This is a genomic window from Mesorhizobium sp. WSM4846 (genome assembly GCF_055811415.1).
The window spans coordinates 117,238-143,012 of record NZ_JBVVPZ010000010.1 but is presented as its reverse complement, the minus strand read 5'-3'; the positions used below and the strand labels follow the sequence as shown (position 1 = coordinate 143,012).

23 protein-coding genes and 1 pseudogene are annotated in these 25,775 nt (G+C 62.2%); 20 read left to right on the top strand and 4 right to left on the bottom strand.

Features of this window, described 5'->3' with window-relative positions; genetic code table 11:
- The first annotated feature begins 1,327 nt into the window (after window positions 1–1,327).
- The 15 genes from AC0L15_RS12080 (at window position 1,328) to nuoG (ending at window position 16,457) form a co-directional block, all read left to right on the top strand.
- On the top strand, window positions 1,328–1,759 hold the full coding sequence (locus AC0L15_RS12080) for a CBS domain-containing protein (RefSeq protein WP_236387766.1): 432 nt from the start codon (window positions 1,328–1,330) through the stop codon (window positions 1,757–1,759).
- Between the two features lie 277 nt (window positions 1,760–2,036).
- Window positions 2,037–2,537, top strand: coding sequence for an NADH-quinone oxidoreductase subunit J (locus AC0L15_RS12075; protein WP_473496374.1), 501 nt, complete (start codon window positions 2,037–2,039; stop codon window positions 2,535–2,537).
- Window positions 2,537–2,839 (top strand): NADH-quinone oxidoreductase subunit NuoK, encoded by a 303-nt coding sequence (gene nuoK / locus AC0L15_RS12070; protein ID WP_287245571.1) that lies wholly within the window; start codon window positions 2,537–2,539, stop codon window positions 2,837–2,839. Before AC0L15_RS12075 ends, nuoK begins: the two co-directional genes overlap by 1 nt.
- Before the next feature lie 4 nt (window positions 2,840–2,843).
- Entirely contained in the window at window positions 2,844–4,307 is a 1,464-nt protein-coding gene (locus AC0L15_RS12065; protein ID WP_287245568.1) for a monovalent cation/H+ antiporter subunit D family protein, read from the top strand.
- Window positions 4,304–4,558: a hypothetical protein gene (locus tag AC0L15_RS12060; RefSeq protein ID WP_023800380.1), complete on the top strand. Its 255-nt coding sequence runs from the start codon at window positions 4,304–4,306 to the stop codon at window positions 4,556–4,558. The genes AC0L15_RS12065 and AC0L15_RS12060 overlap by 4 nt, the downstream gene beginning before the upstream one ends.
- The gene (locus AC0L15_RS12055) at window positions 4,551–6,311 is read left to right on the top strand and encodes a Na(+)/H(+) antiporter subunit D (protein WP_287245566.1); all 1,761 of its coding nucleotides are present in this window, start codon (window positions 4,551–4,553) and stop codon (window positions 6,309–6,311) included. The genes AC0L15_RS12060 and AC0L15_RS12055 overlap by 8 nt, the downstream gene beginning before the upstream one ends.
- A 7-nt stretch (window positions 6,312–6,318) precedes the next feature.
- A complete protein-coding gene (locus tag AC0L15_RS12050; RefSeq protein ID WP_287245563.1) occupies window positions 6,319–7,794 on the top strand; it encodes an NADH-quinone oxidoreductase subunit M in 1,476 nt (491 codons plus the stop codon).
- The gene (locus AC0L15_RS12045) at window positions 7,791–9,230 is read left to right on the top strand and encodes an NADH-quinone oxidoreductase subunit N (RefSeq protein WP_023800383.1); all 1,440 of its coding nucleotides are present in this window, start codon (window positions 7,791–7,793) and stop codon (window positions 9,228–9,230) included. Before AC0L15_RS12050 ends, AC0L15_RS12045 begins: the two co-directional genes overlap by 4 nt.
- A gap of 152 nt (window positions 9,231–9,382) precedes the next feature.
- On the top strand, window positions 9,383–9,748 hold the full coding sequence (locus AC0L15_RS12040; RefSeq protein ID WP_023800384.1) for an NADH-quinone oxidoreductase subunit A: 366 nt from the start codon (window positions 9,383–9,385) through the stop codon (window positions 9,746–9,748).
- Window positions 9,736–10,239, top strand: a complete 504-nt coding sequence (locus AC0L15_RS12035) for a NuoB/complex I 20 kDa subunit family protein (protein ID WP_027152448.1) — start codon at window positions 9,736–9,738, stop codon at window positions 10,237–10,239. The genes AC0L15_RS12040 and AC0L15_RS12035 overlap by 13 nt, the downstream gene beginning before the upstream one ends.
- Entirely contained in the window at window positions 10,236–10,772 is a 537-nt protein-coding gene (locus AC0L15_RS12030) for an NADH-quinone oxidoreductase subunit C (RefSeq protein ID WP_287245560.1), read from the top strand. The genes AC0L15_RS12035 and AC0L15_RS12030 overlap by 4 nt, the downstream gene beginning before the upstream one ends.
- 28 nt (window positions 10,773–10,800) lie before the next feature.
- Window positions 10,801–12,015 carry an NADH dehydrogenase (quinone) subunit D gene (nuoD, locus tag AC0L15_RS12025; protein WP_027152450.1) on the top strand — a complete coding sequence of 405 codons (1,215 nt, stop codon included), beginning with the start codon at window positions 10,801–10,803 and terminating at the stop codon, window positions 12,013–12,015.
- A 16-nt stretch (window positions 12,016–12,031) separates the two neighbouring features.
- Window positions 12,032–12,544, top strand: a complete 513-nt coding sequence (locus AC0L15_RS12020; RefSeq protein WP_287245558.1) for an NADH-quinone oxidoreductase subunit NuoE — start codon at window positions 12,032–12,034, stop codon at window positions 12,542–12,544.
- A 5-nt stretch (window positions 12,545–12,549) separates the two neighbouring features.
- Window positions 12,550–13,815, top strand: a complete 1,266-nt coding sequence (gene nuoF / locus AC0L15_RS12015) for an NADH-quinone oxidoreductase subunit NuoF (protein ID WP_287245555.1) — start codon at window positions 12,550–12,552, stop codon at window positions 13,813–13,815.
- A 32-nt stretch (window positions 13,816–13,847) separates the two neighbouring features.
- Window positions 13,848–16,457 carry an NADH-quinone oxidoreductase subunit NuoG gene (gene nuoG / locus AC0L15_RS12010; protein ID WP_473496373.1) on the top strand — a complete coding sequence of 870 codons (2,610 nt, stop codon included), beginning with the start codon at window positions 13,848–13,850 and terminating at the stop codon, window positions 16,455–16,457.
- 23 nt (window positions 16,458–16,480) lie between these two features.
- Here nuoG and AC0L15_RS12005 read toward each other — a convergent pair whose 3' ends face one another.
- From AC0L15_RS12005 to nuoH, 3 genes are read right to left on the bottom strand one after another with little or no spacing between them, the layout of a single operon-like run.
- The gene (locus AC0L15_RS12005; protein ID WP_023800391.1) at window positions 16,481–16,921 is read right to left on the bottom strand and encodes a CBS domain-containing protein; all 441 of its coding nucleotides are present in this window, start codon (window positions 16,919–16,921) and stop codon (window positions 16,481–16,483) included.
- Window positions 16,922–16,960: 39 nt separating this feature from the next.
- On the bottom strand, window positions 16,961–17,527 hold the full coding sequence (locus AC0L15_RS12000) for an NADH-quinone oxidoreductase subunit I (RefSeq protein WP_023800392.1): 567 nt from the start codon (window positions 17,525–17,527) through the stop codon (window positions 16,961–16,963).
- 23 nt (window positions 17,528–17,550) lie between these two features.
- A complete protein-coding gene (gene nuoH / locus AC0L15_RS11995) occupies window positions 17,551–18,537 on the bottom strand; it encodes an NADH-quinone oxidoreductase subunit NuoH (RefSeq protein WP_023800393.1) in 987 nt (328 codons plus the stop codon).
- 994 nt (window positions 18,538–19,531) lie between these two features.
- On the opposite strand from nuoH, the pseudogene groEL reads away from it, so the two are divergent.
- A pseudogene (groEL, locus tag AC0L15_RS11990) lies at window positions 19,532–19,759 on the top strand (chaperonin GroEL); the annotation flags it as partial.
- A 405-nt stretch (window positions 19,760–20,164) separates the two neighbouring features.
- Here the strand turns inward: groEL and AC0L15_RS11985 are convergent.
- Window positions 20,165–21,361, bottom strand: coding sequence for an ROK family transcriptional regulator (locus tag AC0L15_RS11985; RefSeq protein WP_287245552.1), 1,197 nt, complete (start codon window positions 21,359–21,361; stop codon window positions 20,165–20,167).
- Window positions 21,362–21,501: 140 nt separating this feature from the next.
- Between AC0L15_RS11985 and AC0L15_RS11980 the strand changes: the two genes are divergently transcribed.
- From AC0L15_RS11980 to AC0L15_RS11965, 4 genes are read left to right on the top strand one after another with little or no spacing between them, the layout of a single operon-like run.
- Window positions 21,502–22,767, top strand: coding sequence for an ABC transporter substrate-binding protein (locus tag AC0L15_RS11980; RefSeq protein ID WP_287245549.1), 1,266 nt, complete (start codon window positions 21,502–21,504; stop codon window positions 22,765–22,767).
- Window positions 22,768–22,827: 60 nt separating this feature from the next.
- The gene (locus AC0L15_RS11975) at window positions 22,828–23,763 is read left to right on the top strand and encodes a carbohydrate ABC transporter permease (protein WP_287245547.1); all 936 of its coding nucleotides are present in this window, start codon (window positions 22,828–22,830) and stop codon (window positions 23,761–23,763) included.
- Window positions 23,756–24,658 (top strand): carbohydrate ABC transporter permease, encoded by a 903-nt coding sequence (locus AC0L15_RS11970; RefSeq protein WP_287245544.1) that lies wholly within the window; start codon window positions 23,756–23,758, stop codon window positions 24,656–24,658. Before AC0L15_RS11975 ends, AC0L15_RS11970 begins: the two co-directional genes overlap by 8 nt.
- A gap of 10 nt (window positions 24,659–24,668) precedes the next feature.
- The gene (locus AC0L15_RS11965; protein WP_287245541.1) at window positions 24,669–25,766 is read left to right on the top strand and encodes an ABC transporter ATP-binding protein; all 1,098 of its coding nucleotides are present in this window, start codon (window positions 24,669–24,671) and stop codon (window positions 25,764–25,766) included.
- Window positions 25,767–25,775 lie beyond the last annotated feature (9 nt).

The window sequence follows — 25,775 nt, the reverse complement described above, 5'->3', positions numbered from 1 at the left end:
GGGCGCTGAGCCGAACAACTGTTGATGATCCGAAGGGTAGCGCCCTCCTTCACAGCGTTGGCGAAGCCCATTAGGTCAAGTTCGCTGTAATGGCCGGCGTCGATCTCTGCCGATCCGCCTACGCCAAGTATGCCCAGCATCTCAAGGGAAGAAACTCTCAAAGCCATCTCGCGCGGTCCATGTCCGAAATCGGCCAAAGATAATCAGACGTGGACGAGGCGGCAAGTGAGCCCAGGTCGGGCTGTCTCACGTTAAGTGTGGGGTGAATCGAGTAACCAATTCTGATCTTCCATACAGCCGCTTGTCTACTCGACCTAGGGCTGTCGAGCATGAGCAAAGCCCGCCCTTGCCTTATGGTCTGAGAACTCCAGTTTTGACTTCGCCGAATGGCAGCTCGTAAATAATGCAGTGAAAAGTGTGCATACCGCGGCATCGACCACATTGTTTCAGTCTTTTCAACAGCGTAGGAATCTGACGGTACTATTGACGGTACGCGAAGTCAGATGATATAATTTCATCAGGAAAATCAATAAGATGATCTTCTAATTGATGATTGAGTGGGAGTAGGGGAAAGACCTAATAAATTCGGCGAAGCGGCTGTTTTGGAGTAGATTAGCGTAGGATCTTCGGCGGTCCGGGAGTTCATCTGCCGCACATGATCAACGACGATCCTGATCGTCTTGTCACAGTAACGCCCGCCATAGTGATTTCATCGTTCACTCGATCGACCCGGATGTTTTACCACAAAGGATTCGCATCCGACGCTGTGATGTCGCCCGGCATATTCTTCTGTTTCGAGGACCAGGCCTGGAGCAGGCGCTTGAACAAACGCAGGCGCGCCGGGTGCGATCACCTTCCAGTGCTCAACCGGCAGAAGCGAATGACGGGGCCTCATCTCGCTGAGTGATATCGCTCTGAAGGGCGAAAGTTCGATCCTCGCGCCGCTTGCCAAAATCGCTGCACCGGACGCTGAACGGCACCTGCACGCCGCCTGAGGTTTCAGGGGCGCTTGCGAAAATAGACGAAAGCGGCATGCATCTAGAGGAACCAGGCATGCCGCCCATGAGCCCGACGGAATCGGCTTCCCTTGGAAATCCGTGGCGGCGCTCTCGGCTGATCGATGAGCATCGGCGCCGGCAAGGGCGACCCCTGTAGCAGGCGGCGATTTGTGTAAGCCAATCATGAAGGCCTACCGCCAGAAAGCACTGTGGCCTGAGATTTCAAGTCGGACTTGAAATATCAAGGCGCGCGGCGCACGATGGCGCAGAAATGCACCGAGAGGGAGGCGGGGCGGAGGGCTGGAGCGTAGCAGCGCTTGGAGGAAGCCATGAACGTCAAAGCGATTCTCGAGGACAAGGGTCGAGCCGTCGAGACGATTGGCCCGAACGAGACGCTCGCCGTGGCGATCAACAGGCTCGCCGAACACAGGATCGGCGCACTGGTCGTTACCAATGGTGATCGCAAGGTGATCGGCATCGTGTCCGAGCGCGACATCGTCTGCGCCATGAACAAGTATGGGGCTGCGACCCTGGAGCAGAGTGTCCGTCACGCAATGACCGCCAAGGTCAACCTCTGCACCGAGAACCACACGATCAACCAGGTCATGGAGATCATGACCACAGGCCGCTTCCGCCACCTGCCCGTGGTAAAGAACGGCCAACTCGACGGCATCGTCTCGATCGGCGACGTGGTGAAGAAGCGCATCGAGGAGGTCGAGCGCGAGGCCGAAGAGATTATTCACTACATCTGGGCGGGGTAAGCTCGCCAAAGGCCCGCCGTCTGGCCTCGACGTCCTTTTTTCAGGGTTTCTGATCTCGTGCCGAACCTCCTTAGGCAGCCTGAGTAACGGATGGGCAGCTGCGGGATCGCACACCGTATCAGATGCTGAGACTTGGGCATAACGTAGCGCCAAACCATGTAATCTTGAGAAAAGTTCGATACTAGGGCACAATTTGTAGACGCATCTGAAGTGCGCAGCTATCTCAAACCCGGCCGCCTTGCGCCGAGTGACAGATCGCGGCGGAGGGTTGGCGTCGATGGATCAGGCGTTCTTTCTTCTGTTCGCTGCGGCGTCCGTGATCACGGCACTGACCGTGGTCCTGGCGCGGAATCCGGTTCACAGCGCATTGGCGCTGATGGCGTGTTTCCTGCAGATCTCGGCAATCTTCGTCTTGCTCGAGGCACCGTTGCTCGCTGTCATCCAGATCTTCGTCTATGTCGGCGCAATCATGGTCCTGATCCTGTTCGTGATCATGATGATCGATGTGCGCGAAGCGGTATTGCAGCGGTTCTTGCCGGGCGGCAACCTGCCGGCTCTGGTGCTGCTCGTCCTGCTTGGGGTCGAGATGCTTGTACTGGTGCTCTGGAGCGACCGCTTTTCGGTCACGGAGCCCGTCGCGATGCGCGGCGGCGATCAGATCAGGCAGCTCAGCATGACACTTTTCGCCGACTATCTCCTACCGTTTGAAGCCGCCTCCGTGATCCTGCTGGCGGCCCTGGTCGGCGCCATCGTGCTGGCGCGGAAGGAGCAGGGGTGATGGTTCCGCTCTGGTGGTATATTTTGCTCGGAGTGGTCCTGTTCGTGATCGGAGCGGCGGGCGTGCTGCTCAGGCGCAATATCCTGGTCGTGCTGATGTCGCTGGAGTTGCTGCTCAACTCGGTCAACATCAATTTCATCGCTTTCGGGCGTTACGGCGACGATTTCCGCGGGCAGATCTTCGCAATCTTCGTCATCGCAATCACCGCGGCGGAGGTTGCGGTCGCCCTCGGGATTCTGGTCGCCCTCGTGAGGAACAAGTCCACCCTCAAGGTCGACGACGTGACCATGATGAAAGGATAGCGGCTTGGACCCGGTGGTATCGATCCGGCCGCTGCTTGCCGTCGCCGTCGCAGGCCTGGCGGCCCTTGCAGTTCTCGTTCTGAACAACCGCGAGAAACTCCGCGATCTCGTCTCGCCCTTGGCCGCGATCGCCATGTTCGCAATTGTCGCCTCGATGGCACCCACGGTGCTGGCCGGCGGGACGGTCGATTTGCGCCTGTTCGAGATTCTGCCGGGGATCGACTTCGCTTTCCGGGTCGATGCGCTCGGCATGGTGTTTGCCACCGTCTCGTCGCTCTTGTGGATCGTGGCGGCGATCTATTCCATCGGCTACATGCGCCACTTGAACGAGCACGCGCAGACCCGGTTCTTCGCCTGCTTCGCCGCCAGTCTCGCGGCGGCCGTCGGGGGCGCCTTCGCCGCCAATCTGTTCACGCTGGTGATCTTCTACGAGGTGCTCAGCCTCGTTACCTATCCGCTCGTCTATCACCACGAGGACGAAGAGGGATGGACGGGTAGCCGCAAGTACCTCGTCTATTTGATGGGGGCGTCGAAAAGCGTGCTTCTCGCCGCGCTGGCGCTGACCTACCATCTGGCGGGGTCGCTCGACTTCGTGCCAGGCGGGCTGCTGGCCGGGGTCGATGCCTCGCCGGCGCTGCTGACCGTGGTCTACTTCTGCTATCTGTTCGGCTTCGCCAAGGCCGCGGTGATGCCGATGCACGCCTGGCTGCCTGCCGCGATGGTCGCGCCGACACCGGTCAGCGCACTCTTGCATGCGGTGGCCGTGGTCAAGATGGGCGTGTTCTGCGTGCTGCGGGTGGTGTTCCATGTCTTCGGCACGGGGCTGGTGGACGGGCTGGGGCTCGGCATCGCAACGGCCTATCTGGTCTCGTTCACCATCCTGATGGCGTCCATCTACGCCCTGACGCGGGACGACCTGAAGGCGCGGCTCGCCTATTCGACGGTCAGCCAACTCTCCTACATCGTGCTGGGCGCGGTCCTGCTGTCGCCGGTCGCGATGGTTGGCGGGATCATCCACATTGCGGCGCATGCGTTCTCCAAGATCACGCTCTTTTTCTGCGCCGGGTCGATCTATTGCGCGTCCGGCAAGCGGAACATCAGCGACATGGCCGGCATCGGCCGCAGGCTGCCCTGGACGATGGGCGCGTTCTTCGTGGCCTCGCTCAGCATGATCGGGGTGCCGCCGACCGCGGGCTTCGTCAGCAAGTGGTATCTGGCGCTGGGCTCGGTGGAGGCGGGGGAGATTGCGTTCCTGGTCGTGCTCTTGGTGAGTTCGGTCCTGAACGCCGCCTACTTCCTGCCGGTCAGCTATGTCGCTTTTTTCGGGACGGAGACACAGGAAAGTCCGGCGACGGTCCGTGAAATTCCGATGGTGACGATCCCACTGGTCGCGACCGCGATCCTGTCGGTGTCGATGGGTATTTTCCCCGGCTATTTTCTCACCCTGGCGGAAGGAGTGGTCAGATGATCAGGCGTGTCGTCGATTTCTTTGGTGAGGCGAGATACGCGGAGCAACGCCGCCGGCTGTTTTATCTGGCGCTCGTTCTGATCGTCATCGCCGATTTTCTGGTCCCCCGCGAACACGCTGAATTCCTGTGGGACCGCTTGCCGGGCTGGTCGGCCGTCTATGGCTTCTTGTCCTGCGTCCTGCTGATCTTCGTCTCCAAGTTCCTCGGCCATCAGGGCGGGTTGATGCGGCGCGAGGACTATTATGATTGACTTCGTCCATCCCGCCCTGCTGTTCATACTTGGCGCCCTGCCGATCCCTTTCCTGAAAGGATCAATCCGCAAGGCCTATCTGATGTTGATTCCCGCGCTGGCGATCCTCGCCGTGCTCACCGTGCAGCCGGGCAGCTACGGCGCGGCGGAGTTCATCGGGCAGGAAATCCTGATTGCGAAGGTCGACAGGCTGAGCATCGTCTTCGCCACCGTTTTCACCATCATGGCGCTGATCGGCATGGTCTATGCGCTGCACCTGACGGGCGCCGGAGAGCATGTGGCGGCGTTCGTCTATGTTGGCAGCGCGCTCGGCGTGGTGTTTGCAGGCGACTACCTGACCCTGTTCCTGTTCTGGGAAGGTATGGCGTTTGCCTCTGCCTATCTGGTCTTTGCCCAGCGCGGCAAGCAGGCGATCCGTGCGGGGTTCCGGTATCTCATGGTCCATATCACCGGCGGCGTCGCCCTGCTGGGTGGCGTCATTCTCCACGGGCTCGCCACAGGTTCGCTGCTCTTCGGCCCGATCGAGGGGGGGATGGGCGTCGCCGCCTACCTGATCCTTGCCGGGTTCATGCTCAACGCCGCGGTGCCGCCTCTCAATGCCTGGCTGACAGACGCCTACCCGGAGGCGACCGTCACCGGAGCGGTGTTCATGAGCGCCTTCACCACCAAGACCGCCGTCTATGTGCTGGCCCGGGCGTTTCCGGGCACCGAGCTTCTCGTTTGGCTCGGCACGGCAATGGCGCTTTACGGCGTCATCTACGCGGTGCTGGAGAACGACTGCCGTCGGCTCCTGGCCTATCACATCGTCAGCCAGGTGGGCTACATGGTGGCGGGCGTCGGCATCGGTACCGAGATGGCGGTGAACGGGGCCTCCAGCCATGCCTTCGCGCATATCCTCTACAAGGCGCTCCTGTTCATGGGTGCGGGGGCGGTGATCCACGTCACCGGGCGGCGCAAGCTCACCGAGCTCGGTGGGCTCTACGGGACCATGCCGCTGACCGTGGCGCTCTACATGGTCGGCGCCTTCGCGATCTCGGCATTTCCGTTCTTCTCGGGCTTCGTGACCAAATCGATGGTGGTGGCCGCCGCCGGACAGGATCACCGCGCGCTGGTGGTGCTGGCGCTGACGATGGCATCATCTGGGACCTTCCTGCACACTGGGCTCAAGCTCCCGTACTACATGTTCTTCGGCATGGACCGGAAGCTGGAGGCGCGGGAGCCGCCCCGCAATATGCTTGTTGCGATGGGAATGGCGGCGGTGCTGTGCATCGCGATCGGGGTGTTCCCCCAACCACTTTACGCGCTGCTGCCCCATCCAGTCGACTTCGAACCCTACACCGGCGTCCATATCACCGAGAGCCTCGGCATACTGATGTTCACCGCATTGGGCTTCGTGCTGTTCCTCAGGGCGCTCGACCCCGAGAACACGATCAGCATCGACACCGACTGGTTCTACCGCAAAGGCGCGCGGCATTTCATGTGGCTCGCCGAAAAACCGCTGGCGCGCTACGAGAAGGCGGTGAGCGACGTGTCCGAGACCGCGGTGCTGCCCTTCCTGCACGGAACCGCACGGGCCGGACTGCGGATCGATCTCAACGGTGTGGACGCCGTCGTGAACGGCGTCGCCCGCTCAATCCTGCGCGGTGGCGGTGCGCTGCGCAAGCTGCAGACCGGCGTCGTGACCCATTACGCGCTGGCGATGATCGTCGGTGTGATCGCAGCCATCGCCGTCTTCGCTGTGGTGTGGCGGTAGGGGTGCGATGGCGTTCCCGCTGCTTAGCTTCATCGTGTTCATGCCCGCCGCCGGGGCAGCGGTTCTGATGTTTCTCCGCAGCGACGATGCGGTGCGGTGGACGGCGCTAGGTGTCGCCGTCCTCGACCTCGCTCTCTGCATCGCTATGCTGGCCGGCTTTGACACCACTACCCACGAGATGCAGTTCACCGAGACGCGCCCGTGGGTGCCCGCGCTCGGAATCACTTACGCGCTCGGCATCGACGGAATCAGCGCGCTCTTTGTATTCCTGACTGCGTTATTGGGCTGGATTTGCGTGCTCGCCTCGTGGGTCGCGATCGACCGCAAGGTGAAGGAGTTCATGGTCAGCCTGCTGGCCATGCAGGCGCTGATGCTGGGGGTGTTCTGCGCGCTCGACCTGTTCCTGTTCTACGTCTTCTGGGAGGCGATGCTGATCCCGATGTACGTGATCATCGGCGTCTGGGGTGGCGACGGCCGGGTCTATGCGGCGTTCAAATTCTTCCTCTACACGCTGGCGGGCAGTCTTCTGTTCCTGATCGGTGTCATCGTGCTCTATTTCCACGGCGGCGAGACTTTCGACATCCTCGCCCTGACGGCGCAGGATTTGCCGTTCCGAGTTCAGTCCTGGCTGTTCTTTGCCTTCCTGATCGCCTTCGCAGTCAAGGTGCCGATGGTCCCGGTCCATACCTGGCTGCCGGACGCCCATGTGCAGGCGCCGACGGCGGGTAGCATCATCCTCGCCGGCGTTCTCCTGAAGATGGGCGCCTACGGCTTCCTGCGGTTCTCGCTGCCGATGCTGCCGGAGGCGTCGCTGTATTATTCGACGCTAATGCTTTCGCTTTCGGCGCTCGCAATCGTCTATGGCGGGTTACTCGCGCTGGCGCAGGACGACCTCAAGAAGCTGGTGGCCTATTCCAGCATCAGCCACATGGGTTTCGTGACGCTGGGTATTTTCACGTTGAACCTCCGCGGGCTCGAGGGCGGCATCCTGCAAATGTTCAATCATGGCGTAACGACGGGCGCGTTGTTCCTGTTCGTCGGCCTGATCTACGAGCGGACCCATACCCGCAGCATCGCGGATTATGGCGGGCTGATGAAGGCGGCGCCGGTCTATACCGCGTTTCTTGCGCTGTTCACCCTGTCGTCGATGGCGCTGCCGGGAACGAATTCGTTCGTGGGCGAGCTGCTGGTGCTGTCGGGCGCGTTTGCGGCCAATCTGGCCGTCGGCGCGGCCGCCGTTTTGGGGGCACTGCTGGGCGCGGCCTATCTGCTTGGCATGTACAGGAAAGTCGCGCTTGGTCCAGCCAGCATCGGCGTGCGGTTCAAGATTCGCGACGTAAACGCCCGCGAACTGGTGGCGATCCTGCCGCTGGCGGTCTTCGTGCTCTGGGTCGGGCTCTATCCGAAACCTTTTCTCAACATCATCGGGCCTTCGGTGAGGCATCTGCTCACGCAGGTGCATTCTAACGGGGGCGGCCAATGACCGCTGCCACGCTTTTCCAGTCGATCCTAGCGAGCCTGCCCGAGATCGTGGTGGTCACTGGGGCCTGCATCTTGCTGATTCTGGGACAGCTTGTGCCAAAGGGACAGGGGTATTTCCTCGTCTGGGCTTCCGCTGCAACCGTGCTGGTTGCGACCCTGGCGACACTGTTACTGGCGGGCGAGGTGCGGCCGGCCTATTCGGGCATGTTTATCGCCGACCGCTTCGCGGTCTTCTTCAAGATGGTGTTCTACCTTTCGACCATCCTGACGTTCCTCCTGTCGCGAAAATATGCCGAGATCGAGGAGATCGCGTTGAGCGAATACTATGTCCTGCTGCTCTTTGCGCTTTCGGGCATGATGATCATGGCCTCGGCAACCGATCTTCTGTCGATCTATGTCGGCCTCGAACTGATGGCGCTCTCGACCTATGTGCTCACCGGCTTCCTCAGGAAGGAGCGGCGGTCGAACGAGGCGGCGCTGAAATACGTGGTTCTCGGCGGGGTCTCGACGGGAATCTTCCTCTACGGCGTCTCGCTGATCTACGGGATCACCGGCACGACGCAGCTGGACGGGATGGCTGCGGCGGTGACCGGCGACCCGCTCGATCCCGGATTGCTCCTGGCGGTGGTCTTCATCGTCGCGGGGCTGGTCTTCAAGGTCGGCGCGGTGCCGTTCCACATGTGGGTGCCGGACGTCTATGAAGGCGCGCCGACGACAATCACGGCCTTCATGTCGGTCGCCCCCAAGGCGGCGGGGTTCGCGGTGATCCTGCGCGTGTTCCTCAACCCGCTGGTCGCCGCTTCCGACGCCTGGATCATCGTCGCGGTGATCGCGGTGGTGACGATGGCGCTCGGCAGCTTCGTGGCGCTGGTGCAGGACAATTTCAAGCGCCTGCTCGCCTATTCCAGCATCGCCCATGCGGGCTTCGCGCTCTTCGGCGTGGTGGCGGGTGGCGCCGACGGGATTGCCGGGGTGATGCTCTACCTGCTGATCTACGCCTTCATGAATCTCGGTATCTTCGGCATCGTCATCATGATGCGGAATGGCGATTTCTCCGGCGAGGTCATCGAGGACTACGCCGGCTTCGCCAAGTCGCATCGCGGGTTGGCGCTTCTGATGCTGCTCTACCTGTTCTCGCTCGCCGGCATTCCGCCGACAGCCGGGTTCTTCGCCAAGTTCTACGTGCTGGTGGCGCTCGTCGAGCGGGGTTTCGTCACGCTGGCGGTGATCGCGGTGCTGCTGAGCGCCGTCGCCGCCTACTTCTACATCCGCATCGTCATGGTGATCTACATGCGCGAGCCGGAGCGCGCGTTCGAGCCTGCCCTGACGCCGTCCGTCCGCGCCACGCTCGCCTTGACCGCCGCCGGCACCATCGGCATCGGACTGTTTCCGGCGTGGTTTCTGAGGCTTGCCCAGAGTTCCGTGTTCGGCGGTTGACCACGATTGGATTTGCAATGAACCGGCCAAGGGAATACTCTGGAGCGTACGAAAGGATGCCCTAGTCGCTGCACGAGGGCCAGCACCGCCGGCCTGAAGATTGGTCGGTCGCAGCTTGAGCAAGCCCTCGGTGGTGACCAGGGCAGCGCGACATGACTGGAATGGAATTCCTGCCGGTTCTCTTCATGGTCGCCGGAATTGTCCTGGTGGCCGTGGCGACGCTGTTCGTCTCCTCGCTCCTGCGCCCGTCCAACCCCTATCCCGCGAAGAACATGCCCTATGAGTGCGGCATGGACCCGGCCGGCGAGGCCGCCGGAGGCCGCTTCAGGGTGCAGTTCTTCATCCTCGCAATCCTGCTGGTGGTGTTCGACGTCGAGGCGATGTTCCTGTTTCCCTGGGCGGTCGTGCTGAAGGAGATCGGGCTGGTCGGCTATGTCGAGATGTTTGTCTTCATGCTGCTGCTTATCGTGGGCTTCGCCTACGCCTGGCTGAAAGGAGCGCTGGAATGGGAGGAGTAGGCGAAACGATTCGCGACAGCGTGCTGTTCACCACCGCCGACAGCGTCATCAGTTGGAGCCGGCGGTCGGCGCTCTGGCCCGAGACCTTCGGGATTGCCTGCTGCGCCATAGAGATGATTTCGGCCGGCTGCGCCCGCTACGATCTCGACCGCTTCGGCGTGGTGTTTCGACCTTCGCCGCGCCAGTCCGACGTGATGATCATCGCCGGCACGGTGACGCGGAAGTTCGCTCCGGTCGTGCGCCGGCTCTTCGACCAGATGCCGGAGCCACGCTGGGTCATCGCCATGGGCACCTGCGCGATCTCGGGCGGGGTCTACAACACTTACGCCGTGGTGCAGGGGGCGGAGACTTTCGTGCCGGTGGACGTGCATGTGCCCGGCTGCCCGCCGCGGCCCGAAGCACTGATGCATGGCATCCTTCTGCTCCAAGAGAAGATCAAGAGGTCCCGCGCGCTGGCCGGGACGCCTCTGGATCGGGTTGCAGCCTCATGAGCGTGGAGACGTCCCTCATCCGCACCCTGATCGCGGAACGTTTCGGGGGGGAAATCGAGGAGCTTGGCTTCTCGCATGGGGTTCACGCTTTCGCCTCACCGCCTGACATGATCGTCGAGCTTTGCCAATTCCTGAAGGGCCATCCGACGCTGCGGTTCGATTTCCTGTCCGACATCTGCGGGGTCGATCATTATCCCGAAACGCTGCGCTACGAGGTGGTGTACCACCTCTATTCGCTGCCGAACAAATGGCGCGTTCGGATCAAATGCCGCCTCGGCGATCCGCCGCGGGTCCCGTCGGTGACGGGGGTCTGGCGGACCGCCAACTGGCACGAGCGCGAGGCCTGGGACATGTATGGCATCCGGTTCGAGGGCCATCCCGACCTGCGCCGGATCTACATGTGGGAAGGCTTCGAGGGCTTTCCGCAGCGCAAGGACTTTCCGCTCCGGGGCTACAAGGACACGCTGAACCCGTTTGGCGCGGAAGGCCCGCCGCCGACGCAGCCCGATCTCGCCACCAAGGACATTCCATAAGGGAGGCCGTTCGACGCCGGGAAGTGAGATGACCGAAGTCACGGAACTGAGCAGGCCGGCAGGTGAAGCGCTCGACACAAAGGAGGTGCTTCTCAACCTCGGCCCGCAGCATCCCAGCACGCATGGGGTGCTGCGGCTCGTCCTTGAGCTGGACGGCGAGTATGTCGCGCGCGTGGACCCACACATCGGCTACCTCCACCGCGGCACCGAAAAGCTGGCCGAGAGCTTCACTTACACCCAGATTTTTCCGCTAACCGACCGGCTCGACTACCTCTGCCCGCCCTCGAACAACCTCGCTTTCGCGCTAGCGGTGGAGAAGCTCCTGGGCATCGAAGCGCCGATCCGCGCGCAATATATCCGCGTGCTGATGGCCGAACTCGCGCGGATCTCCGGTCACCTCCTGATCACCGGTGCGTTGCCGATGGACCTGGGCGCCATGACCGCGTTGGTTTACGCCATGCGCGAGCGTGAAATGATCATGGACCTATTGGAGATGATCAGCGGGGCGCGGATGCACACGTCCTTCTGCCGGGTCGGGGGTGTGCGCGAGGACCTGCCCGACGGGTTCTTTCCCAAGATCAGGGAGTTCTGCGACATCTTCCCGAACCGGATCCGCGACTATGAACGGCTGGTCGAGAACAACCGGGTGTTCCTGAAGCGCACGCAGGGGATCGGCGTGATCTCAGCCGAGGACGGCATCGACCTTGGCCTGAGTGGCCCGAACCTGCGGGCCTCGGGCGTCGACTGGGACATCCGCCGCGACGAGCCCTATGAGATCTACGACCGGTTGGCTTTCAACGTCATTACCCGCGATGAGGGTGATTGCTACGCGCGCTGGCAATGCCGCGTCGAGGAGATGCGCGAGAGCGTCCGGATCATCGAGCAATGCCTTGACCAGATGCCCGAGGGGCCGTTCCAGATCGATATGCCGACCATCGCTTTCCCAGTGGATAAGGACAGGGTGCACTGCTCGATGGAGGCGCTGATCCAGCATTTCGACCTGTCGGCTTATGGCTTCAAAGTGCCGAAGGGCGAGGTCTATTCGGCGATCGAGGCACCAAAGGGCGAACTCGGCTTTTACATCATCAGCGACGGGTCGCAAAAACCGTTCCGTATGAAGGTGCGGGCACCGTCGTTCGTCAACCTTCAGGGACTGTTCGGGGCAAGCAATGCGCGCTTCCTCGCGGACATGATCGCCGTGCTGGGCAGCCTCGACCCGGTGATGGCCGAGGTAGACAAGTAGCCGGGATCTGGACGCAATGAACATGCGCGAAAAGATAGAAGCGGCGGCGGCGCGGTATCCCGACCAGCGCTCGGCGATCATGCCCGCGCTTCTGATCGCGCAGAAGGAACATGGTCATCTGCCCGGCCCGGTGTTGGAAGAGGTCTCCGACATCCTGGGTGTCGAGCGGGTCTGGGTCTACGAATTGGCGACCTTCTACACCCTCTTCCATACCGAGCCGGTGGGTCTGTTCCACTTGCAACTCTGCGACAACCTATCCTGTATGCTGCGCCGATCCGAGGACCTACTGAGGCATCTGGAGACTGTGCTGGGGATCGAAAAGGGCGGCACGACCCCGGACGGGCTGTTCACGCTTTGGACCGTCGAATGCCTCGGCGCTTGCGAGATGGCCCCGGTGATGCAGGTCGGCGACGACTATCACGGCGACCTCGACATTGCGCGGATCGACGCGCTCTTGGACAGGCTGCGCGCGGCGGCAGGGCAAGCGACTGGCGCCGAACTCGCCGCCGCAGGACCGCCGGGTGAATAGCCGCCATGTTCGAACCGGTCCTTCTCAGAAACATGGACGTGCCGGATGGCCATCTGCTTTCGAGCTATGAGGCCGGCGGCGGCTACCAGGCGCTGGCGAAGGCGCTGCGCGAGCACACGCCCGACGAGATCATCGACCTCGTCAAGCAATCGAACCTGCGCGGTCGCGGCGGCGCCGGATTCCCGACGGGGTTGAAATGGAGCTTCGTGCCAAAACGGGCCGACAAGCCGAAATACCTGTGCTGCAACGCCGATGAGGGCGAGCCCGGCACGTTCAAGGACCGGATCATCATGGAGCGTGATCCGCACCAGCTGATCGAGGGCATGGCGATCAGCGCCTACGCGATCGGGGCGGAAACCGCCTATGTCTACATCCGCGGGGAATACGTGCTGGCGATCCACCGGCTGGAGCAGGCGATCGCCGAGGCCCATGCGAAGGGTTATCTGGGGACACGGATTCTGGGCTTGGATTTCAGTTTCGTCGTGCACATCCATTGCGGCGCCGGCGCATATATCTGCGGCGAGGAGACGGCGATGCTCGACTCGCTCGAAGGCAAGCGGGCGCAGCCCCGTCTGAAACCGCCATTTCCGGCGGTCGCGGGGCTCTACGCCAGCCCGACCGTGATCAACAATGTCGAGACGCTGGTCTGCGTGCCGCATATTGTGGCGCGGGGGCCGGACTGGTTTCGCGGCATCGGCCCTGACAAGAGCCCCGGTCCGAAGCTTTATTGCCTCAGCGGGCACGTGCGGAAACCGGGCCTTTACGAACTGCCGATGGGCATATCGCTGCGTGAACTGGTCGAGGACCGCGCGGGCGGGCCGCCGCCGGGGCGCAGGATCAAGGCGGTGATCCCCGGCGGGGTCTCGGCGCCGCTGATCCCGGAGCGCGGGCTGGATGTCGGGATGGACTTCGACTCACTGGCTGCGGTCGGCTCGATGCTTGGCTCGGCCGGGGTGATCGTGATCGACGACTCGACCTGCATGGTCAAGGTCGCCACCCGGATCATCGAGTTCTTCCACCACGAGTCCTGCGGCAAGTGCACGCCGTGCCGCGAAGGGCTCAACTGGGTTGTGAAAGTGCTGCGCCGGGTCGAGGCGGGACAGGGCGTGCCGGACGATCTGGAACAGCTGGAGGCGCTCTGCAAGGGCATTTTCGGCAACACGTTCTGCGCTCTGGGCGATGGCGCGGCTATGGGGCTGCGGGCGGCACTGGCGCATTTCGAGCATGAATTCGTCGCCCATATCGAGGAGGGCAGGTGCTCGTTTCACTAAGGAGCGCGCAGGGAGAAGGCCGCAAGAAAGTCATGGTTAGCGTCACGATCGATGAACAATCGCTGGAAGTGGAGGCAGGCTCTACGGTGCTGCAGGCTGCCGAGCGTTTGGGCATCGAAATCCCGACCTTCTGCTATCTCAAGCGGCTGCCGGCGCTGGCGTCCTGCCGCATGTGCCTGGTGGAGATCGAAGGGCAGCGGCGGCTGCAGCCTTCCTGCGCCACCGCGGTCACCGACGGCATGGTGGTGCGGACTAACACGCCGCTGATCGACGAAACGCGCTCTTCCATGCTCGACATGCTGCTTGCCAACCACCCCCTCGACTGCCCGATCTGTGACAAGGGCGGCGAGTGCGAGCTTCAGGACATGGTGATGGCATACGGGCCCCGGGAAAGCCGATTCCGCGATGCCAAACGTGTGTTCCACTCCGAGGACATCCGTCTCAGCCCCGTCATCATCATGAACGTCAACCGCTGCATCCAGTGCCAGCGCTGCGTCCGGATGTGCGAGGACGTGGTCGGAGCGGTCGCCTTGGGCACCATCGAAAAAGGCATGGATACCGCCGTCACCGGCTTCGAGGGCAGTCTCGCGAGTTGCGACCAGTGCGGCAATTGCGTCGAGGTCTGCCCGGTTGGCGCGCTGATGAGCTTCCCCTATCGCTACAAGGCGCGGCCCTGGGATCTGGTCGAGACCGACACGGTCTGTCCGCACTGCGGCACGGGCTGCCAGCTGACCGTCGGCACACGCAAGGGCGAGTTCATGCGGGTCCGCTCGAAGTGGGACGAGGGGCTCAACCGCGAAACGCTCTGCGTGCGGGGACGCTTCGGCCTCGATTTCGTAGAGAGCCAGGACCGGATCAAGCGGCCGATGATCCGTCGTGATGGTGCCTTGGTTCCGGTTTCCTGGGACGAAGCCGGGGACTACCTGCGCCTAGGCCTGTCGGCCGTCGAGAGCAAGGCTGCGGGCGGGCTGGCATCGCCGCGCCTGCCCAACGAGGTGCTTTATCAGTTCCAGAAGCTGATGCGGACGGTATTCCGGACCAACAACATCGACTGCTCGTCGCGCTGGTCCACGCCCTTCGAGACGCTCGGCCCGTTGGTGGCGGGCTTCTACACCCGCGCGCCGCTGGAGGAGGTGATCGGCAACGACTGCGTGCTTGTCGTCGGTGGCAACGTGACCGACGAGAACCCGGTCACTGAATACCTGCTGCGAGACAGCGCCCGGCGGCGGCAGACCGGGTTGCTCATGCTCTCGGCGCGGCCATCCCGTCTGGACGCCGATGCCCGGGTGGTCGTTCGCGTTCGGCCGGGCGGTGAGGCAGCGAGCCTTGCCGCGGTAGTGGCCGGGCTGGTGGCGGCGGCTGGTCAGGCCTTGCCGCGTGACGTTTTTGCCGACAGGGGCGCGACAAGCGGTGGGCCGGAAGCGACCGCAGAGAGTAACGGGCCGGACCGTCTGGTCGCCGCGCTGCTGGAAGGCCGCAGCGTCACCGTTCTTGTCAGCGCCGATCTCCTGAGATCACCCGAAGCGCGCGCGACGTTGCAGCAACTCAGAAACCTGTTGCAGCTTCTCCGCATACTCGGCAAGGACCTGGCGATGCAGTTCCTCTTCGACCGTGCCAACCAGTTGGGCGCCTGGGACATGGGGGTTCTGTCGGCGGCGCTGCCGGGGCTGCGCCCGGTCAACGATGATGCGGCGCGCACCGCTCTCGTACGGGCCTGGGGCGCCGAAATTCCGCCTGAGCCGGGCGCAGATCTCGACGCCATGCTGGCGCTTTGTAACGAGGGGCGGGTAGGCGCGCTTTATATCGCCGGAAGCGACCCTCTGATGGCCTATCCCGACCGGGGATTCGTCAAGCGGGCGCTTGATGCCACCGATCTCCTGATCGTGCAGGACACGTTCCTCACAGATACGGTGGGCGTGGCCGATGTCGTCCTGCCAGCGGCGGGTTATGGCGAGGAAACCGGCACCTTCACCAACAACGAGGGCCGGATCCAGAAGGTCTGCAAGTTCCGCGAACCCGCCTTCGAGGCGCGGGGCAATCTAGCGATCTTCGACTTCGTCGCAGCGCTCCGCAACCAGGCATTGCAACCGTCGATGCAAGGCGAAATCTTCCGCGAGATTGCCCGGCTGGTTCCGGCCTACCAAGGGCTGACGGACGGGCTTGGAGCCGACGGAGCATTCACCACGGCGGACCCGACGCCGCCGGCTGGCGAGTTCTTCGCCCCTCCGCCTAACCCGAATGCGGCCGACCGGCTCATGTTGGTCACCGGCAACTGCCTGTTCCACAATGGATATCTTTCCGAACGCTCGGAGATCCTGAATACGGTGGCGGATGACCCATATGTTGAGATGAGCGCGCGGGACGCCGCGCAGCTTTGCCTTTCGGATCGCGATCAGGTGGTCGTGCGATCCGCCCAGGGCGAACTGAGGGCGCAGCTCAAGGTCAACAGGCATTTTCCCCCGGGCCTCGTGTTCGTGCCTGAAAACTATAGAGACCTGCGTCTCAACAGCCTTATGCGGCGGGGCGAATACCCTTGTCCGGTGGAGGTTCAAAAGGCGCACGCTGCCTTCGCCACCGGAGTCGGGGCGCGCCCTGAAAATCGCGGCCAAGGCATTGCCGAGCTTCCGGGCAGTTCACCCTAATCGGCTCCCCCGGGTTTGCATCCTCAGTGATAAGGGGTGCCGGCAATGTAATCGCTCAACGCTTGCTCGGTACGGAGCAATTCGTCGAGCCGGTGCTTGACCACGTCGCCGATGCTCACCACGCCGACAGAAGCGTCGCCATCCATGACCAACACATGGCGCGTGCGTCGGTCGGTCATGAGCGACATCACAAAGGGCAGCAAATCCTGTGTCGAACAGGTCACCACACTGCGGTTCATGATGTCGGCGACCCGCATTGTGGGCGCCTCGATTCCGTATTCAGCCACCGCATAGCAGCAGTCCCGCTCCGACAGCGTGCCCAGGCATTCCCCGGGCGAACGGCTGACGACCACGAATCCGATGTTGTTGTCCCGAAACAGCCGCAGGACTTCTACGACCGTCTGATCTGGTGTGACCGAGATGAGCTCGGGAGATTTGGTCTTCAAGATTTGGCGGACAAGCATCTGAGCCTCCTGTGCTCCGGCTTGACGGTTGCCGCGCGTTCACGTTCGGCGGATATTCCGCCACCAGTTGTATCCCTGAGGCTCGCTCGTCTCGACCAGCACGTCCTGTTCGGTGTTCAGGCGCGCGGCGACCACGCCGCCGCCGGTCGTCGCCTTGCCCGGTTTGCCGAGCAGGTCGTCGCGCCCGACCACCAGGTCACGCGAGGAAAAACTCGAGAATTCGTACTGTTGGCCAAGCGCGATCGCGTCGGCCGGGCAGGCGTCCTCGCACAGCCCGCAGAACAGGCAGCGGGCCATGTCGATCTCGAATTTAGCTGGATGCCGGTTGCCCTTCTCGTCCTCGTAGGGAATGACTTCGATACAGTCGCAGGGACAAATCCGCGCGCAGAGTTCGCAGGCCACGCACTTGATCTCGCCCTCTTCGTCGCGCGTCAGGAAGTGATGCCCGCGGTAACGCGAATAGGGCAACCATTTTTCCTTGTCAGGATACTGCATGGTCACGGATCTGGAGAACATGTAGCCGAAGGTCAGCGCCAAGGCGCCCGCTAGATCGGCGAAGAATGCCCAGCCGATCCATGTTCCACTTATGTGCAGTGCGCGCGACATCGCCGCCTCGCTTGGGGTGGCCCTCAAAGGAAAGCAACACCTGTTACTATTATGTTCGCCAGTGACAGTGGAAGCAAGACTTTCCAGCCGATCGCCATCAGTTGGTCGTATCGATAGCGCGGGAAGGTGAAGCGGAACCACATAAACACATAGAGAAAGAACGCGACCTTGAGCGCGAACCAGAGGAGCGGCGGCAACGGGATCAGCACGCCGTTCCAGCCGCCGAAGAACAGGATGACCGACAGGACCGACACCAGCAGCATGACGGCGTATTCGCTGACCATGAAGAACGCAAAGCGGATGCCGCTGTATTCGGTATGGAACCCGGCCCCCAGATCGCCTTCCGCCTCCGCCAGGTCGAACGGAATGCGCTGCGCTTCGGCCAGCCCGGCGACGAAGAATACGAAAAATCCGACCGGTTGGTAGACGATGTTCCAGACATCGGCCTGTGCCCGCACGATATCGAGCAGGCTCATGGATTGCGCCAGCATGACCACGCCGATGACCGCGAACCCCATGGGGATCTCGTAGCTGATCATCTGCGCGCAGGTTCTGAGGCTGCCCAGGACCGCGTATTTGCTGTTCGCGGCCCAGCCGCCGAAGATGACGCCATAGACCTCGATCCCGATCACCGCGAAGACGAAAAGGAGGGCCACATTCATGTTGGAGACGTAGAGTGTGATCTCGTGACCGAGGACCGAGATGCTTTCGCCGAAGGGGATCGCGACGAACACCACAAAGGGCGGGGCGAGCGCCAGGATTGGCGCCAGTTTGAACAGGAAGCGGTCGGCTTCGGCCGGGATGTGGTCCTCTTTGGTCAAGAGCTTGATGCCGTCCGCCACCGGCTGCAGCAGCCCGTGCCACCCCACGCGCATCGGGCCCATCCGCTGCTGGATGTGCCCGGCGATCTTGCGTTCCACCCAGGTCAGCGGCAAAGGCAGCAGCAGCAGGATCGCAATCAGCAACGCGACCTTGAAGGCGATCAGGCCAAGGGCGACGACAAGTTCCATAATCCGCGGCTACTTGTTCATCGGGTTGAGAGTTACGATACTGAGCACTGCGCTTGTCCGGCTTCGCGGAAACGGCAGTCTGCCGGCGGCGACGCAACTTGTGCAATGGTATCACAGTCTTACCGTTGCTGGCCATGGTGTGTGTGTCGCTTGGCGCTCAAACGGGCCCGCACATCGAGCAATGGCACGCAATGACGGGACCAGACGGCCCCAGCGCCTAATACTGAACGCCTCCACAAACAGCCCCCTTTTTACCGTTCAACAACGGCATTCGGCACGAGACACATTCCTAAGGGCCAGAACGCAGGGCACTGAACCGCTTAATCGGTGCAGGTGACGCTCCCCCACTAAACCGCAATCCGAACGAGTTGCCGCCCGCCCGGCCAAAAAAGAGACCGACAACGCAGACGAGAAATGGGGAAACCTCGGCAGCGTCATCGGTCCAACGGACCAAAGGCGATGAGGGTTTGGTGCATTGTCAATGCTATCGGTCATTTCCTGACTGACGCCCCGCTTCCTCAGCCGCGATGGGAATAAAAGACGCGCTACAGCCCATCGATCCGTCAGAGCACAAGGCCTCGTTGCGAAGTGGTCTCCTGGCTTCATGGGCTGGCTCAGCAACGGTCGAGGCGAAGCGCTCCAGAGCTGCTCGTCGCGCCTAGGACCATAAGGGTCGGAACGGGATCTGATCGTGACCTTCGACGTGTCCAAGGCAAAAGTCGACAAATGGCGCGACTGCGCCCATTGCCGGCCCGCGGCTTCGATCGACCGGGAGCCCACTAGGCTGATATCCTCGGCGACGCTCTCACAGCCCATTGTTAGATTCGCTTGCTCGTGTTGAGCGCTGCGGCTGCGGAAGGACCATGTCTAACAGGAACAGAGGCCACATCGTCGGTCAGAAGCCTCCTCTCAAACCGCGCGAGGTTTGGAGCATTAGAACACGACTGCAGATGTCCGGCGCGGAACGGGATCTGGCACCTCTTCAATCTCGCTATCGAACAACGCCTATGGCTACGATGCCCAATCGGGCGTGTACGGGGATCTGGTGTCAAAGGGCATCATCGACCCAGCCAAGGTGGTGCGAACGGCGCTCCAGGGCGCAGCCTCGGTGGCAGGCCTCCTCATCATGACGGAGGCGATGGTGGCCGAAGTGCCTGGCCCGCCGCCGCCGGAGCTTCCCGGTCACGAGCATCATCATCACGATATGGATTTGGATTTCTGACCGCTTCGCGGTCGTAATCCGGGCTCGCGGCAATCAACAATGATCTCGTCCGCTATCGAGGTGAGACAAATCGTCGAGGATCACGGTATCCAAGGTCGGCTCATGGCGCGAAGAGGAAGCCTTTCTTGAATCGAATGCCGCGCTGACGGTACTTTTCTTGGGATAGATCGTTCTGGGGGAGGGCGTGGCAGTCTGCCGAAAACACCGATAGTAGGCGATAGATGAGCAGCCCCGACTGGTCAAAATTCTCCAATGAAATCAAAAGCGTAGTTTTTTGACGGTCCCGTAGGCGGTAGATTCTTGGGACAAATTTTATTTTCACGAGTGAAAACAAAGCCTTATGATGACTCTAAATAATCGAGTGGGAGTGAGGGGCAACGGCCGCGCCGATCGGCGTAAGTCAAATCATTGCAGCCGGCTGTTGTGGCGCAGCACCAGGCCGACCGCGCCGAGCAAGGCATCGTTCTGCGTGTGCTTGCCAATGATTATCCGCGTGCGCAGGGCTGGCGCGATATCGCGGGACTTGATGAGCGTGTGGCGTTCATATGACGCGATCAGCGGTGCCAGGAGAATGTCGCCTGCCAAAGCCATGCGGCCACCGATGATGATGAGCGGCGGATTGATCACCGAGCCGATCAGACCAAGGCCACGGCCGGCGAAGTCCGCGGTGTCCTCGATCATCCGCAGCGCGCCGACGTCGCCCTGTTCAGCCATCATGATCACCTCGTCCATCGTCACCGGCCGCCGCACGACGCGCGAAATCTGCTCGAGCGGCCGGGCAAAACTCGCATAAAGCTCCAGGCATCCGCGATTGCCGCACCGGCAAAGATCGCCGCCGGGATCGATGCTGATATGCCCGAATTCGCCGGCGCCGCCGGCCATGCCGGTGACCAGCCGGCCATGCTGGACTATGGCCCCGCCGACGCCGAGATCGATCTTGAACAGCACGAAATCGTCTTGGCCGACGGCCGCGCCCCACATCAGCTCGGCAATGGCGGAGCAGTTGCTCTCGTTGTCGGCGAAAATCGGCTGTTCGAGAACCGGCCCGAACACATCGCGGATGTTGACCCCGGCCCAGGTCGGAACAATACTCGCACGCTGCACCACGCCTTCGCGGCTGACAGGGCCCGAGACGGAAACCCCAACCCCCAGGAGTCCCGCCATCGGCAGACCGTTCTCTTCATAGCATTGGGCAATTGCTGACTTGGCGAGCTCGGCCGCCTGTTGTGGCTGGTAGTCCAGGCCCATGGCGATAGTTTGTTCGGCAATGACAGAATGCGAGACGTCGGCGACGAGGCACCGCATCTCATCGAGGCCCAGGTGGATTCCGACACAGGTGCCCGCAGAGGGATTGAGCGTCAAGGTCGCGGCAGGCCGGCCGATGCCCCTGGCGCCGTCATGGTGGGCCGAGGATTCGATCACCATTCCGGACTTTCTCAAGCCATTGAGCGCGGTTGAAACTGTCGACCGCGCCAAACCGGTGATGTGCGCGATTTGCGAGGCAGAAAGCACGCCGCGCTCCCGCAGGCATCGCACGATCAGGCTCTCCGGTGATGCGGAGGGCCTGTCGATCAGCCAATTTCTAAGCGAAGGTTTGTTCATGATGAGCACAAAGGACGTTGACTGATAGCTCAAATATGTCATCTTGGAAAGAACGGAGATGCTGCATCTCCTCTGCGACGAACTCGAATTGCGTCACAAGCGGTCGATACGAACCGTACATCACTTATGGGAGTGGAACGATGGAATACCTGAGGACGGCCGTCGCGGCCGCTACGGTGTACAGCTTTGTTGCGGGAGCCGCGCTCGCAGAGCCCAAGACCAACCTGTTGCATCAATGGGCGACCGGATCGGACGCCCAGGCCATTGCCAAGCTCGGCGAGATGTTCACCGCCAAGGGTGGCACCTGGCAGCAGACCTCCATCGCGGGCCACACGGCCAACACGCTGGCGAAACTCCGCGCCGACGTCATCGCCGGCAACGCACCTCCAGCGGTGCAGCTCAAGGGACCCGAGATCGCCGAATGGAACGAGACCGGCATGACAGCCAATCTCGACGAACTGGCGACAGCGGAAAATTGGGAGAAGGTCGTCGCTCCCGAATTGCTGCCGGTGATGAAACCGACCGGCAGCTGGGTGGCGGCGCCGATGAATATTCATCGCATCAACTGGCTGTGGGCATCGCCGAAGGTCATGCAGGAAGCAGGCGTGGCCGAGGTGCCGAAGACCTGGGCGGACTTCAACGCCGCCTGCGACAAGGTCGTGGCATCGGGCAAAATCTGCATCTCGCACTCGACTGCCGACTGGACCGATTCGACGGTCTTCGAGGTGGTGGTCTACGGAATGGATCTCGATCTCTTCAAGAAGGCCTTCGTCGAGGGTGATGTCGAGGCGATGCGCAGCGACGGCATGGTCAAGGCCTTCGAACAGTTCCGCACCATGACGACGAAATATATGGACCCCGGCATGAACGGCCGCGACTGGGATAGCATGTCGCATCTGGTGGGCCGCGGCGAGGCCGCCTTCCACATCATGGGCGACTGGACGCTCGGCCTGCTCACGGCCGGCGGCTTCAAGCAGGGCACCGACTATATCTGCGCCCAGGCGCCGACTGATTGGGGCAAGCCGGGCTTCATCCTGAATTCCGACTCGGTCGTGTTCTTCCAGCAGAAGGATCCGGACTATGTCGAGGGCCAGAAACTGCTCGCCAGCACCATCCTGTCGCCCGAGTTCCAGACGATTTTCAATCAGACCAAGGGTTCGATCCCGGCCCGTCTCGACGTCGATCTTTCGAACGGCTTCAATCCCTGCCAGCAGCTCTCGCAGAAGGACCTGCAGGCGTCGATCGATGCCGGCACGCTTGTCCGTTCGATGGCGCACAACATGACGATCCCGCAGAAGGTGCGCGGCGCGATCATGGATACCGTCACCGAATTCGTGGCGACGCCGGACATGACCGCGCAGGACGCAGCTAGCGCCATGGCCGATGCGGCCGAAGCGCAGATGTGAAGACGCTGCCGATGATGGCTTGTCGCGCGTCGCCCGGCCCCGACTTCGCCGGAGCAGAAGATGTCAACGCGTGACCTGACCGTACCGGTTGCGGCCATCGCAACCCCGTGGCGGCAGCGTCTGGGCACGATGGTGCCCATTCTGGTGCTGGCGCCGTCGCTTGCGGCGAGTTTCATCTACGTCTTCGTCTTCACGCTCTGGACGCTCTATCTCTCGCTCTCCAGTTCGTCGCTGATGCCGACCTATGGGTTCGTCGGTCTGGACAATTACGCTTCGCTCTGGGCGAACCGGCGCTGGAACATCGCCTACACCAACCTCTTTCTGTTCAGCGGCTTCTATATCGTCGGCTCGATGGCCATCGGGCTGGTTCTTGCGATCCTGATAGACCAGCGCGTTCGCGGCGAGGCGGTCTGGCGCACCATCTTCCTCTATCCGCTGGCAGTCTCCTTCATCGTCACCGGCACAGTGTGGAGTTGGCTCTATAATCCCGTCGACGGCATCCAGGCCTTCGTGCGGGGGCTCGGCTGGACCGACTTCAGCTTCGCCCTGACGGCCAACCGCAACACCGCAATCTATGCGGTGATCATAACCGGTATCTGGCAGTCGTCCGGCTTCGCAATGGCGCTTTTCCTGGCTGGCCTGCGGTCGGTCGATCCGGATCTCATCAAAGCAGCGCAGATCGACGGTGCGTCGGTTTCCCGCACCTATCGGAAGGTCATCCTGCCGACGATCGCCCCGATTTTTCTGGCGGTGGCGGTCATCCAGATCCAGTTCGCCATCAAGACGTTCGACCTGGTGGCGGCGTTGACGCGGGGTGGGCCAGGTGTGTCGACTACCTTCCCGGCGATCTATGTCTACGACCTGATGTTCCAGCGTGGGCAGATCGGCGAGGGTGCCGCCGCGGCGATGATGATGCTCGCGGCCCTCGCGGTTGTGCTGGTGCCCTATTCCTTGTGGATCGTTGGGCGCAGGCGGGCGGAGGGCCGCAATGGCTGAAATTGCCGCCAACGCCCGGCATGATCCCGAAGCGGCCGCGGCTACGCGGCGATATTTCTGGAACCGCTTCCTTGTCTATGCGGTGCTGACGCTTTTCGCGATCATCTACCTTGCACCGCTGCTAGTCGTCGTCTTCAACTCGTTGCGGGAGCAGTCCGAAATTGCCCGCAACGGCCTCATCTCGCTGCCGCGCAGCTTCCGCCTCGACGCGTGGGCGCAGGCTTGGGGTACTTATTGCGTTAGCGGCACCTGCGAAGGCATGAAGCGCAATTTCTTCAATTCGCTCTGGATGACGATCCCCGCAACGCTCATTTCCACGCTCCTCGGCGCCATGAACGGCTATGTGCTGTCGAAATGGCGTTTCAAGGGCTCGGAAATTCTGTTCAACCTGATGCTGCTCGGCGTCTTCATGCCCGGCCAGATCTCGCTGATGCCGTGGGCGTTCCTGCTCGGCAAGCTCGGCCTGACCAATTCGACGTATGGTCTGGTGTTGATTCACGTCGTCCAGGGCGTCTCGTTCACCACCCTGTTCTGCCGCAACTTCTACGTCAGCATACCGGACGACCTTATCAAGGCGGCACGCATCGACGGCGCCGGCTTCTGGCGGATCTTTCGCAAGATCATCCTGCCGCTGTCGCCGCCGATTTTGATCGTCACCGTCATCTGGCAATTCACCGGCATCTGGAACGAGTATCTGTTCGGCGTCGTCTTCACCTCGGGCCAGCAGCAGCCGATTACGGCGGCTTTGGTCGCGCTTACTGCCGGCGGCACGACCGCCCGTGCTTACGATGTGATGAGCGCAGCCGTGCTGATCGGCGCGCTGCCGCCGCTGCTGATCTACCTGTTCGGTGGAAAATACTTCGTGCGCGGCCTGACACAGGGCGCCATCAAATGAGGCATCGCCCATGTCCGCGCTGATGATCCGCGACCTTCACAAGAGCTATGGCGGGCTCGAGATTCTGGCCGGCATCAATCTCGAGGCGCGAACCGGGGAGTTTGTCGCCCTCGTCGGCCCGTCGGGATGCGGCAAGTCAACCTTGCTCGCCATGATCGCCGGCCTGGAAACCGTCACCTCGGGCGAGATCTGGATCGGCGACCGGCTGGTGAACTCCGTGCAGCCCAAGGACCGCGACATAGCGATGGTGTTCCAGTCCTATGCCCTCTATCCGACCATGACGGTGCGCCAGAACATCACCTTCGGCATGGAAAGCCGGGGCGTGCCGAAAGCGGAGCAGGCGGAAGCTGTAAAGCGGGTTGCCGCACTCCTGCAGATCGAGCAGCTGCTCAACCGCAAGCCTGGGCAGCTGTCGGGAGGACAGCGGCAGCGCGTTGCGATGGGACGCGCGCTGGTACGCGATCCAAAACTGTTTTTGTTCGACGAGCCGCTGTCCAATCTCGACGCCAAGCTGCGCGTCGACATGCGCACCGAAATCAAGAAGCTGCACCATCGCGTCGGCAAGACGACGGTGTACGTCACTCACGATCAGGTCGAGGCGATGACGCTCGCGTCCCGCATTGCGGTGATGAACCAGGGCTCGGTGCAGCAGTTCGACACGCCGAAGCGGGTCTATGACCGGCCGACCAACATGTTCGTGGCCGGTTTCATGGGATCGCCGACGATGAATTTCATCCCCGCCCGGCTTACCGGCTCAGCCAGCATCGCGGTGCGCGCCGCTGACGGCAGCGACGCTGCTCTTGCCCTTGCCGCGCCGCTGTCCGCCGGTGCGCCAAAGGACGTGGTGCTCGGTGTTCGGCCCGAACACATCTACCGCTTCACGACGGACCTGAAGTCGCGCAAACCTGCTGTCGTGTCCTTGCGGGCGCCGGTCGAACTGGTCGAGCCGACCGGTGCCGAGACGCTTGCCGTCCTCAGGCTGGGCGACCTGGAGATCACCGGCCGTTTCGAGCCGGATGACGCTCCGGTCATGGGCGAGACGATAACGCTCGGCATCGACATGTCGCGCGCCTGTCTGTTCGATCCAGCAACCAGGGCGCTTCTGTGATCTGATGTC